Origin of the sequence: Actinomyces sp. Z5 (genome assembly GCF_003287795.1) — a bacterium.
GTDB classification, from domain to species: Bacteria; Actinomycetota; Actinomycetes; order Actinomycetales; family Actinomycetaceae; genus Actinomyces; species Actinomyces glycerinitolerans.
In genome coordinates this window covers 1-13,321 of record NZ_QMIN01000110.1, presented here as the reverse complement: position 1 = coordinate 13,321, position 13,321 = coordinate 1, and the positions used below count along the sequence as shown (strand labels likewise).

Annotated in this window: 9 protein-coding genes and 1 pseudogene; 8 read left to right on the top strand and 2 right to left on the bottom strand. The window is 65.6% G+C overall.

Going from position 1 to position 13,321, the window contains the following annotated elements; all coding sequences use genetic code 11:
* The 8 genes and pseudogenes from DRB06_RS14870 to DRB06_RS14830 form a co-directional block, all read left to right on the top strand.
* A pseudogene (locus DRB06_RS14870) lies at positions 1 to 432 on the top strand (hypothetical protein); the annotation flags it as partial.
* Positions 429 to 1,511, top strand: a complete 1,083-nt coding sequence (locus DRB06_RS14865) for a DUF6571 family protein (RefSeq protein ID WP_146750917.1) — start codon at positions 429 to 431, stop codon at positions 1,509 to 1,511. The pseudogene DRB06_RS14870 and the gene DRB06_RS14865, both read left to right, overlap by 4 nt.
* Positions 1,512 to 2,083: 572 nt before the next feature.
* Positions 2,084 to 2,680, top strand: coding sequence for a DJ-1/PfpI family protein (locus tag DRB06_RS14855; protein WP_181575285.1), 597 nt, complete (start codon positions 2,084 to 2,086; stop codon positions 2,678 to 2,680).
* Between the two features lie 170 nt (positions 2,681 to 2,850).
* Entirely contained in the window at positions 2,851 to 4,074 is a 1,224-nt protein-coding gene (locus DRB06_RS14850; RefSeq protein WP_159097602.1) for an ROK family protein, read from the top strand.
* Between the two features lie 496 nt (positions 4,075 to 4,570).
* Positions 4,571 to 5,968, top strand: a complete 1,398-nt coding sequence (locus DRB06_RS14845) for an extracellular solute-binding protein (RefSeq protein ID WP_111820369.1) — start codon at positions 4,571 to 4,573, stop codon at positions 5,966 to 5,968.
* Complete coding sequence (locus DRB06_RS14840; RefSeq protein WP_108965557.1) at positions 5,965 to 6,900, top strand: carbohydrate ABC transporter permease; 936 nt, start codon at positions 5,965 to 5,967, stop codon at positions 6,898 to 6,900. Before DRB06_RS14845 ends, DRB06_RS14840 begins: the two co-directional genes overlap by 4 nt.
* A 1-nt stretch (position 6,901) precedes the next feature.
* Positions 6,902 to 7,771 (top strand): carbohydrate ABC transporter permease, encoded by an 870-nt coding sequence (locus DRB06_RS14835; protein WP_258522287.1) that lies wholly within the window; start codon positions 6,902 to 6,904, stop codon positions 7,769 to 7,771.
* Positions 7,772 to 7,818: 47 nt separating this feature from the next.
* Positions 7,819 to 10,902, top strand: coding sequence for a glycoside hydrolase family 38 C-terminal domain-containing protein (locus DRB06_RS14830; RefSeq protein ID WP_111820368.1), 3,084 nt, complete (start codon positions 7,819 to 7,821; stop codon positions 10,900 to 10,902).
* Positions 10,903 to 10,986: 84 nt separating this feature from the next.
* Here the strand turns inward: DRB06_RS14830 and DRB06_RS14825 are convergent, their stop codons facing one another.
* Entirely contained in the window at positions 10,987 to 12,126 is a 1,140-nt protein-coding gene (locus tag DRB06_RS14825; RefSeq protein ID WP_146750916.1) for a DUF6571 family protein, read from the bottom strand.
* Entirely contained in the window at positions 12,101 to 13,252 is a 1,152-nt protein-coding gene (locus tag DRB06_RS14820; protein ID WP_146750915.1) for a DUF6571 family protein, read from the bottom strand. The genes DRB06_RS14825 and DRB06_RS14820 overlap by 26 nt, the downstream gene beginning before the upstream one ends.
* Between the last annotated feature and the right edge of the window lie 69 nt (positions 13,253 to 13,321).

The window sequence follows — 13,321 nt, the reverse complement described above, 5'->3', positions numbered from 1 at the left end:
TATAACCCGATGGTTGGGGATGTGGGGGCCACGATCGTGGGTATGGATACCTGGGTGTGGGCCACCGGCGACACACCGAAGGAGGTGCAGGTGACGGCTACGGCGGGGTCGACCACCGCGACGATCACGGCTACGGCCTCGAGACTGACGCTGCAGCCTAAGGATGGCACCGCCACGTGCACCGGCTTCGGCATCCCCTGGACTGAAGAGAACGACGCCAAGGGCACGGACTGCCTGATCGTGTTCAACCGGTCCAGTGCGCATTTCAAGGACTCTGTGACGCCGGTGGATGTGAAGGTGTCCTACGCGATCGAGTTCACGGCTTCTGATGGTGCTACCGGAACCATGGACACCCACACCACATCCACAACCACCACGATCCCGGTGGCGGAGATCCAGACGATTATCGTCCAGCCCACCGATGAACCATGAAACAGCGCACTGTAAGTTTTCGACTGGCGGCGGCCGTGTTGGTACTGCTGATGACGTGTGCGCCGCTGGAGGCCTGCTCGCTTGGTTCACGCGGGGACGCCTTCGATATCCCCGGCTTCGCCCCCGGTGCCGCAGGCCAGGACGACCAGGCTAATGCTCAGACTGCTTTGGACTACCTGAGCCCTGATGGCGAGTTGACCGACGGCAGGTGGGTGCCGGGGGAGCGGACTCGGGAGCGGTGGGAGACGCTTGCCGACAGCTGGGACTCCAGCACCCTGGAGGAACTGACGGCGGCTATGGCCGCGGTCTCGACGATGCGCGGCAGCCCGGATGAGGAGACCTCAGCCGCGGCGACGTGGGTTACCGCAAGGTCGATCGAGTTCGCCGTCGACCAGGTACCCCTCAAGGATTACACCGATGCGATGAAGCAGAACCTCGCTGCACTACTGGGCAACAGCCCCGGCGAGGTCGTCGCCCTAGCGGGTGGTGAGTCTCTGGAGAGTTCGGACCTGTATGGTCTGTCTGGCCTGGTTACCGACGCGCAGTTCGAGACCCTCCTGTACCGCGTCATCGATAACGAGAACGCCGCCGACACACTCGTCTCCGTCATGCTCCAATATCACCACAACCAAATCGACGCGGAAATGCCCACGGCCGCCGACCCCGAAACAACCCTGCTTGGGCTGTATCAGTCCGCCGCACAGACCATGGGCTATCTCGACGGCATTACCGAACTACGCGCAGGAGACGGTACCTCCGACACCATCAACGCCGCAGACATGAATACGGTACTGACAGCTCAGGCCTACGTTGATGCCGCACAGTACGGTCTGCTCAGCGAGGAGACGCTGGAGGCGGCCGCTACCGGTAACAACGGCGGCCCCTTCTCCTTCTACACCGAAGTCGACGGGCAACCCACCATCACCGCCCCCAACCCCATAACCCCAGAAACCGCCCATAGTTACATAAACTGGAGAACACTAGTCAACGATTCTGTCATGATAAGCATCGACAGCGACATCAATGTGGGCCACACCCTAGGATATGCGAACGGCCAGGCGGCAGAGGTTATCAAATGACTCTGCCTGCCTCTCGTCTCCTAGGTGTGCTGGCCTCGCAGCCCTCCGGCGCGTCTCGCGATGTTTTGGCCTGGGTCTTCTTGAGCCCCATCGTTTCCGCGGTATTTCCGGCGCTCACAACCGCTTCGCGCCGACACAGGGAATTACCCGGTACGCGATCCCAGGCCCGCGCGGTCCTCTCGCGCCGGCGCCACCTGACCGCATCCTTGTTGGTGTTGTTGCTGGTTTGCGCTCCTTTGGTGGGTTGCTCACTGGGGGCTGACCAGAGCGGCCTGGGCATCCCCGGGTTCAACCCGAGCGCCACAAGCAACAGCGACCAGACCAATGCCCAGGCTGCTTTGGACTACCTCACCCCCGACGGCGAGTTGACCGACGGCAGATGGGTGCCGGGGAAGGAGACCGCCGAGCGTTGGGCCCGGCCTCCCGGCACTCCCCCGCCGGTTCGCCGCCGCTACTGCCGGAAGGCTCTCGTGCACCACTTCCCCATGTGAGCACGAAGGTCGGCGAGCTAGGGTTGGGACTTGTAAGCCGCATCTTTGTTAATGGCCGTCAATTACGGGTTGGGAGTTCGTATGGTGCCCGCGTTCGAGCAGTTGCGCATAGGTCTGCTCCTCTTCCAGGACTTCGAGTTGCTGGACGCCTGCGGGCCGCTCGGGGTATTCGGCCGCTTTCCCGAACTGGACGTGCACCTGCTGGCCTCCCGTCCGGGCCCGGTTAGAAGTCGACAGGGTGTCCGTCTGGTTGCCGATGGCATCTTGGCCGACGCGCACCATTGCGATCTGCTGATGACTCCCGGAGGACAGGGGGTCAGAAGACTGGTCAGCGATTCCCGCTTCTTGTCCACACTGGCCGACTCGGCGTCGACGGTGGATTGCGTGACGTCGGTGTGTACCGGATCGGCACTGTTGGCGGCGGCGGGCATGCTCGAGGGGTACCGCGCGACCTCGAATCTTCGGGCATTCGAATGGGTCTCCGGTTTCGGCGTCGAGGTGAATTGGGTAAGGGGCGTCAGGTGGGTACACGATCGGGACCGTTGGACCAGTGGCGGCATTTCGGCGGGGATCGACATGAGTCTGGCGCTTATGGGCCACTACTTCGGGGAGACCCGTATGAACGCCGCAGCATCGGAGTTGGAGTATGAGATGCGTTCCGGCTTCTCCTGGGATTGATCAAACAGACGCCTCCGCCTGTCTGGGGATGCGGGCGTAGCACCGGGCTCGTTCACCAGGATCCGTAGGATCGGGCGCGGCCCCGCACCTCCTCCCCGAGAACCGGCGGGCAAGCACGGATGGGTAACCTCCATCCCACACGGACGGGCACAAACCCCACAGGAGGCACCATGGGACGTGGCAGCAACCTGCCCCGGGTGGGCGGGTTCAACCGGGCCGTCGTACTGGAGGCGATCCGCCACTCCGCCGACGGACTCACCCGGGCACAGCTCGGGCGGATCACCGGTCTGGCGCCGCAGACGGTCTCCAATGTGACCCGTGAGTTGCTCAACCAGCAGCTGATCCGCGAGACCGGCATCGTGCCCCCCGGCGGCAGGGGGCGACCCGGCGTCGCCCTCAGTCTCAACCCTTCCGGAGGACTCGCCGTCGGCGTTCACATCGACCCATCCGCCCTGGGCATCGCGGTAGTGGACCTGACCGGCGAGATCGTCGCCGAGAACTACGGCCCGCTGCCCTCGCCCCAGGATGCCACGGCGGCAATCGCGCATCTGCACCACGAGGTCGAACGCATGGTGCAAGAGGCCTCGGTTCCGCGCGGCAGGCTGCTGGGCATCGGCGTCGCCGCACCCGGACCGATAGACGACGACGCCGGCACCGTCAGTCCGCCCCTATTGCCGGGCTGGGGCACGGTACCGCTGCGCGACCTGCTGGCCCGACAGACGGGCCTGGACGTCGTCCTGGACAAGGACGTCACGGCGGTGGCCAAGGCGCACCTATGGACCGGCGAGTCGCCGGATCCGGCCGACTTTCTGGTGTTCTACCTCGGCGCCGGCGCCGCGATCTCCCCCGTGATCGCCGGGCAGGTGGTACGAGGGACAACCGGCAACGCGGGCGAAACCATGCACCTGCCCGGAGACCCGCTCTCAGCCTCGCCGCGCGGCCGCATCCTGGGCACCTCGCTGGGCGAGCGCGAGCTGGTGGCGCATGCGCGCGAGCTCGGCATGACGCTTCCGGGCGAGGTCGACTCGTGGAATCCCCATGAAATCGAGGAGGGCTTCACCGACCTGCTGGTCCGCGCCGGTCGGGGGGAGGCAACGGCGATCGAGGTGTTCGCCTCGGCGGGGCGTGTGCTGGGCGCTGCCGTACTGGCCGTGGCCGAACTGCTGGACATATCCGCAATCGTCATCACCGGCCCGCGCTGGGCCGCCATGCGGCCGCTGTGCGAACCCGAGTTGCAACACGCGATCGCCGATCACACGCTGCACGGGCAACCGCGTCCGCTGAACTTACACACCTCCTCGCTCGGCGAACGTGCCGGTACCGTGGGAGCGGCCTGTCTCGTGCTTGACCGCCTCTTCTCGCCGACTCCGGCAACGCTGCTCATCGGGAGTTGAGGGCCCGCGCTTGATCCCCAGGATGCGGTCGATGCCGAACAGGCGAGGTGGAGCCCGGGTCCGCCCACTGAGATCGGCCGCAACAGCAGCGCGCAAAACCATCACCGGCCTCGCATGGCGCATGCAGAAAACACCAAAAGCGGGCGATGGCCCCCAGGCACAGCGGCTACTCCCTGCGATGACTGTTTACGCGTTCCACCGACGGTTCGGCACTTCGCCCCAGCGCTTCGGCAGTTCTGGCGACGGTTCGGCACCCAGCAGTACGAACCGTCACCGCGGAGTACGAATCGTTGACCGGAAGGTACGAACCGTCGTCGTAAGTGCCGAAACGTCGTGCGCCCACTCCCGGCCACGGTCCACGCTCGACGCTCCGCCCACACACCCTTATATAACGACTAAGCAACGTCCTCCAGGACGGCTTGACAGTATTTTATCCATTTGATGGAGTATTTAGTGATGGCGTCACTGTAGATGCCCCGCGCAAAGGAGCCCACCCATGCCCCACTCAACCCCCGCACCCCTAACCCACCCGAACCCGAGCCGCAGGAGCTTCCTCATCGGCGCCTCACTCGCCTCGGCGGCGGCCGCACTCACTGCATGCTCGGGCTCCTCGAGCAAGCGTTCAAGCAGCACCCTCAAGATCGCCTACCAGAAGACTTCGGCCTTCACCCAGCTCGAGGACCTGTTGACCAAGGCCAAGGACGAGTTCGAGGCGGCTAACTCCGAGGTAACCATCGAGCTGGTGCCGATCGAGGCCGAACAGGACCAGTACTTCACCAAGCTGGCGCTGATGAACGGCTCGGACTCCACCGCCCCGGATGTCATGTACGAGGACTCCTTCCAGGTCCGCTCAGACGCCGCCGCCGGTTACCTCATGCCCATCGACGAGTACGTGGAGGCCTGGGAGGACTGGGATCAGTTCGTCGACTCCGCCAAGGAGGCCGGGCTCGGCGACGACGGCAAGCTGTATGGCGTCTCCATGGGCACCGACACCCGCGGCATCTACTTCAACAAGCAGATCTTCGCCCAAGCGGGACTGCCCGAGGACTGGCAGCCGACCACCTGGGATGAGATTCTCGACGCCGCCCGCACCATCAAGACGCAGGTCCCGGATGTCATCCCACTGAACATCTTCGTCGCCAAGGCCGGCGGCGAGATGACCTCCATGCAGGGCTTTGAGATGCTCCTATCCGGCACCGACTCCGAACTCCTGTACAACACCGACACTCAGAAGTGGGTCACTGGCTCACAGGGCTTCATCGACTCACTGGCCTTCATGGACACGGTCTACGCCGAAGAACTCGGCCCCAGCCTGGACGTTGCGCTCGACTCCGCCATCGGCAACCGCGTCTCCACCGAGCTGCTCCCCCAAGGCAAACTGGCCATGGCGATCGACGGCTCCTGGATGCCCGGCGGCTGGATCTCCGGCGACAACCCCTGGCCGGAGTGGGAGGAGACGATGGGCTTCGCGATGATGCCCACGCAGAACGGCCAGGGCGATGGGTTCACGTCCATGTCCGGCGGCTGGACGTTGGCCGTCGGCTCCAAGTGCGCGATCCCCGACGCCGCATTCCAATTCATCTCGATCGCCCTGAACTACGAGAACACCCTCAAATACGACACGGAGAACGCTCAGGTCGCCGTACGCATGGACGTAGCCGAGTCCGAGGACTACCTCTCCTACAACCCCAGTTTTGAGTTCTTCTCGAGCTTGGTTCCGTACACGCACTTCCGCCCCACCACCCCCGACTACTCGCAGATCTCCGGGAACATCCAGATCGCCTGCGAGTCCGTGGTCACCGACGACGCCACCCCCGAGGAGGCAGCGGCCACCTACGACTCCGGCCTGGTCTCCATCGTCGGCGAGGACGGCACCGAGGCGGCCTCCAAATGACCACGCCCGCCACATTCGGCTCGACGGCGGCGGGTAGAGGCGCAACGTCGGCCCGACGCCGTCACTCCGGCAGGACCCTCCGCCGCACCGCCCCACTGATTCCGGCCGTCGTCCTGCTCGCCCTGTTCCTGCTCGGCCCGATCATCTACTCCCTGTACGGGTCACTGACCGACCGGGCCATGAGCGGTTACAAGGCGGCCGCGCCACAGTTCGTGGGCCTGGGCAATTACGTGACTCTCTTCTCCGACCCGGCCTTCCTGAAATCGATTCTCCTGACGGCGGTCTTCGTCTTCGCCTCGGCTATCGTCGGGCAGAACGTACTGGGCATGGTGCTGGCGGTCCTCATGCGCCACTGCGCGCGGCCACTGGCCTCCCTGGTGGGCGGGATCGTCGTGGTGGCCTGGGCGCTGCCGGAGATCGTCGCGGCCTTCGCCTGCTACGCCTTCTTCGCCTCGGAGGGCACCCTCAATTCGATGCTCTCCTTCATCGGCCTGGAAGGCCCGAAATGGCTGCTCGTCTTCCCCATGCTGTCTGTCATACTCGCCAATGTCTGGCGCGGCACCGCATTTTCGATGATGCAGTACAACGCCGCGCTCGCCGAGGTACCTCCGGAGGTCAAGGAGTCCGCCGCCATCGACGGGGCCTCCACCGCGCAGACTTTCTTCCGCATCACGCTGCCGATCATTCGCCGTTCCATCGCCACCAACCTCATGCTCACCACCCTGCAGACGCTGGGCGTGTTCACCCTCATCTGGGTGATGACCGGCGGTGGCCCGGGCACGAGCTCCTCCACCCTGCCGGTGCTCGCCTACCAGGAGGCGTTCAAATTCTCCCAGGTCGGCTACGGCACGGCGATCGCCACCGTCACGCTGCTGGTGGGGGCGCTCTTCTCCGTCGTCTACATGAAACTGCTCAAACCGGAGGTGGACTGACATGCCTGACATGCAGCAGTCACCCACAGCATCGCTCAGACTCTCCTCGCCGCGCGGGCACGGGCTCAAGATCGTTGCCTCGGTGATTATGGCGCTGATCGGGGTCTGCTTCCTGATCCCACTCGCATGGATCATCCTGTCCGCCTTCGACCCCGCGGCCACCGTGTCCATCTCCGTCCCCGAGACCTGGACCCTGTCCAACTTCACCGAGATCGCCAACGTCGACGAGACTCTGCGTCCGCTCTGGAACTCCCTGCTGATCTCCTTCGGTACCGCGGCGATCACCGTGGTGGTGGCCACGCTCGCGGCCTACCCGCTGTCACGCTTCCAGATGCGCTTCAACAAGGGCTTCATGTACACGATCCTGTTCGGCACCTGCCTGCCGATCACGGCCATGATGGTGCCCGTCTACTCCCTGTTCGTCAGCTTCCAGTTGCTCGACTCGGTTGCAGGCACCATCGCGTTCATGGCGGCCACCTCCCTGCCGATGGCCATCTGGATGATGAAGAACTTCATGGACTCCGTACCGATCTCCCTGGAGGAGGCCTCCTGGGTGGACGGCGCCTCCGCTATGACCGCCCTGTGGCGGATCGTGGTTCCACTGATGAAGCCCGGCATCGCCGTGGTGTTCATCTTCGTGTTCACCGGCGCCTGGGGCAACTTCTTCGTGCCCTTCGTGCTGCTGTTCTCCCCCGAGCACCAGCCCGCCGCGGTAGCCATCTACAACTTCTTCGGCACGCATGGATCGATCGCCTACGGCAAGCTGGCTGCCTTCTCCATCTTCTACTCCACCCCCGTGCTGCTGCTCTACCTGATCGTGCAGCGCCGCGTCGGCGGAGGCTTCGCCATGGCCGGCGCCGTCAAGGGCTGATCCGACGCCAACACCTCACCGCAGACGAGACCAGGAACAACCACCACATGCATTCCAATCCCCTCCTGACCGAGCAGCGCGCCGAACGCCTGCTGCGCGACCACGTCCGTCCGGCGATCTACCGCGATCGCCTGCCCCTGGAGCTGTCGGCCTGGCAGGCACCGGGCGAGCCGGTCCACTTCACCCGGGCCGTCACCGAGGACTACTCCCCCATCGCCGTCGGCACCCCCTGGGGACCGCCGTGGGGCACCACCTGGTTCCACGCGATTGGGAACGTGCCCGCGGCATGGCGCCATACCGACGGCACGCACGTGGAGCTGAGCATCGACCTGGGTTTCACCGCCGCACAGCCCGGATTCCAGGCCGAGGGCCTGCTGCTGCGCCCGGACGGCTCGGCGGTCAAGGCGCTCTCCCCGCGCAACCACACGGTCCCCTGGGACGGCGAGCCGGATGCTATCGACGTCTACGTGGAGGCCGCCTCCAACCCGGATGTGGCCGGGGGCTTCGGCTTCTCCCCCACGCCCTACGGCTATCGGGAGACCGCGGGCAGCGACCCGCTGTACCGCCTGGGCCGCGCCGATGTGGCCCTGCGCGACGACGTCGTGTGGGAACTGGTTCAGGATCTGACCGTCCTGCTGGAGCTGGCGGCCGCCCTGCCGGAGGACTCCACCCGCCGCGCCCGCATCGATACGGCGCTGGAGCGTGCCGCCGACCTCGTTGATCCCGCCGACGTGGCCGGCACCGCGCCGACGGCCCGGGACGCGCTGGCCGGCGTGCTCGCCTGCCGGGCCAATGCGAGCGCGCACCACGTGCTCGCCGTCGGGCATGCGCATATCGACTCCGCCTGGCTGTGGCCGGTGCGCGAGACGGTACGCAAGTGCGTGCGCACCTTCTCCAGTGCATTAGCGCTGATGGATCAGGATCCGGGCTTCGTCTTCGCCTGTTCCTCCGCCCAGCAGTACCAGTGGGTCAAACAGGCTCAGCCGGAGCTGTTTGAGCGCATCCGGCAGCGGGTGGCCGAGGGGCGCTTCGTGCCCGTGGGCGGCATGTGGTTGGAGTCGGACACGAATATGCCCGGGTCGGAGGCATTGGCCCGCCAGTTCATTGAGGGGAAGCGCTTCTTCTTGGAGGAGTTCGGGGTGGAGACGCGGGACGTGTGGCTGCCGGACTCCTTCGGTTACAGCGGCTCACTGCCTCAGATCGCCCGGGCGGCCGGCTCCCCCTGGTTCCTGTCCCAGAAGCTGTCTTGGAACGACACCGATCGCATGCCGCACCACACCTTCTACTGGGAGGGTATCGACGGCTCCCGCGTACTGACTCACTTCCCCCCGGTGGACGCCTACAACGCCCGGCTGTCAGTCACCGAGCTGCACCACGCCGAGGCGAACTTCGCGGAGAAGGGCATCTGCACCACCTCGATCGTGCCCTTCGGCTACGGCGACGGCGGTGGCGGCCCCACCCGGGAGATGCTGGCGGCCGCGCACCGCTTCCAGGATCTTGAGGGTGTGCCAACGGTGGAGCTGGGCAGCCCGAATACCTTCTTCGAACGCGCCCAGGGCGAAGCCGAGGCCCTGTCCGCCGAAGGGGGCGGCGGTGCCCGGCTGCCGGTGTGGAACGGGGAGATGTACCTGGAGTTCCACCGCGGCACCTACACCTCTCAGCTGCGCACCAAGCAGGGCAACCGCCGCAGTGAGCACCTGTTGCGGGAGGCCGAGTTGTGGGCGGCGACGGCGGCCGTCTACGCGGGCGCTCCCTACCCGTACGAGGCTTTGAAGGAGTCGTGGCGCACGGTGCTGCGCAACCAGTTCCACGACATTCTCCCGGGCACCTCCATCGGTTGGGTGTACCAACGCACCGAGGCCGAGTACGCCGAGGTCGCGCGCACACTCGAAGGGGTGATCGGCGACGCCGCTGCGGCCCTCGTGGGGAGCGGGGACACTCCGCTGCTGCTCAACGCCGCCCCGGCGGCGCGCGACGGCGTGCCCGCGCTGGGCGCTGGCGAACCGGCGCCCGCCTTCGGCGAAGTCTCGGTGGAGCAGTCCGCGGGCGGATGGGTCATTGACAACGGGCTGCTCCGCCTGGTGCTCGACACCGCCGGGACCCTTACCTCGGTCGTGGACCTGGAGGCCGGCCGGGAGCTGCTCCCGCCGGGCGCCCGGGCGGGCTTGTTGCAGCTGCACCGCGATACCCCGCGCCAGTGGGATGCCTGGGACATTGACGCCGAGTACCGGCACACGGTCCAAGACGTGCTCGATGTACGGGATCTGGAGGTCACGCGGGACGCGGACGGCGTGTGCGTGCGCCTTACCCGCGCGCTCGGGCGGGCCTCCACACTGGTGGAGTGCATCCGCCTGCGCCCGGGCTCCAAGCAGGTGGTCTTCGACTTCGACGTCGACTGGCATGAGCGGCAGCGGCTGCTCAAGCTGGCCTTCCCCCTGGATCTGGTGGCGGAGGCCTCCACCGCCGAAATGCAGTTCGGGCACGTGGCCCGCCCGACGCATCAGAACACCTCCTGGGATGCCGCCCGCTACGAGATCTGCGCTCACCGCTGGATTCACGTGGGCGAGCCCGACTACGGGGTGGCAGTGCTGAACGACTCCACCTACGGCCACGACGTCACCCGGGACCTGGACGCCTTAGGTCACCCGATGACGACGGTACGACTGTCCCTGCTGCGCGCGCCGCTGTTCCCTGATCCGGAGGCCGACCAGGGGCAACACTCGCTCAGGGTCGCGCTGCGCCCGGGGGCCACGATCGACGACGCCGTGCGGGAGGGGTATGCCTTCAACCTGCCTGCGCGCATGGTCACCGGCGCCCACGAGGTGGCCCCGATCGTGTCCGTCGACGGCACGGGCGTGGTCGTAGAGACGGTCAAACTCGCCGAGGATCGCAGCGGTGACGTCGTCGTCCGCCTGTACGAGTCACTGGGGGCCCGCACCCGCGGCGCAGTCACCACCGGCTTCGCCGCCGCCTCGGTAGTCACCACCGATTTGTTGGAGCGCCCGAGCGACGCCGTCGAGTTGCGCACCGTTCCCGCCGAGAGCGCCAACGGCGCGCAGGCGGGCGCCCTGACCAGCGGCTTCGAGCTGCGCCCCTTCCAGATCCTCACGCTGAGGATCGCCCGGGTGTGATCGGTGGGCGCCGCCGACTACGGCACCCGCGCAGTGCAGGAACCCGAGCAGCATGCCGCACCCCGAACCTCGAGGCGAGTCGGCTCAGTACTTCTCAATCGCGATGTCACCGGGGTCACCGCCCGCACCATCATGGCCGTAGATCAAGGACTGCCCGTCGCTGATACCGGTGTTGAGGCCTCGATTCGCGTTCATGAATACGCCTTCCGGGTCGTGCTCGGGCGCGACGTCATCGGCCCAGTTGTGGACCTCAATACTCTGCCGGCGGGTCGGCGGGTTGTCGAGGTTGAAGCTGACTGCGCCGTCGGCGCCGGTGGAGTACCACGAATACGGTTCCCCGAACTCATCCTGGAGGTACTCGGAGTTGAAGGCGTCAAGGTCGGCGAACAAGCCTTGGTTGACCGCCTCCGCATACGCTTGGGATTCCAGCGTGCTCCGAGTGATGGTGATCGGGTTGCCGAACTCCGCGTCCGCCCCTGCAATATCCGTCATGCGCTCAACGCCGATGGCATTCAGGTATCCGTACGCATTGCCCATATTCTGGCCCATGCCCCCCACGTCGCCGGCGTCGGCCATGCCGGAGTAATCGGCCATAGCAGCATCGACGAACGCCTTGGAGATGGTTGCGGCAGCATCCTGATTGTCAATTAGCCGGTAGATCAGCGTGGTGTACACGCTGTTGGCATCACCGCTGTTCTTGCTGTCATCGTCCCTGTACAGGCCCAATCCCTTGGTGGTGCCGCCACCGGCCACCCCGCTGCCCTCGTCGGCGGTGCTGGCCACCACCACGGCCAGGTTCTCCTTCATGGCCTCCGTGTAGTCCTCGAAGGGCACCTGGTCGACGGCGAACTCGATCGACCTGGCGACCGTCCAGGTTGCCGCGGCAGAGGTCTCCTCATCCTGGCCGCCGCGCATGGTTGACACGGCCGCCATGGCAGCCGTGAGCTCCTCCAGGGCGTCGGAGTCCCAGCTGCGGTCGGCGAGCTCCTCCCACCGCTCCTGGGTCCGCTCCCCCGGCACCCACCAACCGCCACTCATCTCACCATCGGGGTTGAGGTACTCGAACGCAGCTCGGGCGTTTGCCTGGTCGGTGGCGGCATTAGGCTCAAAGCCGGGAATGTCCAGGCCGCGCTCGCCCGAATCCGCCGTACACGCCACCATTGGCATGCAGGCCAGCAGTAGTGCCAGCAGGAGCGTTTTAGTCCTTCTTGATCGCGATCTCACCGGGCTCACCCCCTATGCCGTCCCCTCCACGGATCAGGCAGACCCCTCTGCGGACCCCGGCGTTCACGCCACTGTCCGCACGCATGACCGCGTATTCAGGATCGTGTTCGGCACGGATCGCGTTGGCCCAGTCATGGACACCGTCCCTCTGTTCGCTGGTCGGCGGGTTGTCGAGGTTGAAGGCGGTGGTGCCGTCCGCGTTGGTGGTGTACCAGGAGTAGGGCTCACCACTGCCTGCATGCTGTAGGTATTCGGGATTGAAGGCCTCCGGGTCGGTGAACAGCCCCTGGTTAACCGCATCGGCATAGGCCATGGCCTCCAGCGCAGAACGCGTTGTGCCGATCGGGTTGTCGAACTCCGCGTTGGCACCCATGACATCCACCATGCGCTCACCGCCGATTACAGTCAGGTATCCGTATACGCTCGCCACAATCTGATACTTCATTTCAAGCGTCGTCACGTCGCCGACGTCCGGATAACGTTCCATGGCGGCATCAAACAACGCCGAACGGATGTTCGCAGCGGCGGTTTTGTTGTCAATAACTCGATAGACCATCGTTGTATACAGGCTGTTGGCGTCGTCCAGGTCCTTGCCCTTCTCACCCTGATACAGGCCCAATCCCTTAGGGGAACCGCCCGTAGCGACTTTCACTCCTTCGTCCGCGGTGTTGACCACCACCACCGCCAGGTTCTCCTTCACAGCGTCGGTGTAATACCTGGACGGCACCTGGTCGACGGCGAACTCGATCGACCTTGCGGTGACCCAGGTCGCCGCGGCTGAGGTCTCTTCATCCGGGCTGCTACGCATCGTCGAGACCGCGGCCATAGCCGCCGTCAGTTCCTCCAGGGTGCTGGAGTCCCAGCTGTCGGCAAGCGTCTCCCACCGCTGCAGGGTCTGTTCCCCCGGCACCCACCTGCCGTCGGTCAACTCGCCATCAGGGCTCAGGTAGTCCAAAGCAGCCTGAGCATTCGCCCGGTCATCGCTACCCGTGGTATTGGGACTGAAGCCGGGGATATCCAGGCCTGCCTGGTCCGTCCCCAGCGAGCACGCCACCGGCATGGAGCCGACGAGCAGCAGTGACAGCAGGGCCGCTATCGGCCGGAGGCTACAGGGATGGTTTCTCATGGTTGTTTGGTTGGTCTGGTGTTGAGGGTTTGGATTTCGGCTACGGGGATGGTGGTGGTTGTTGTGGTG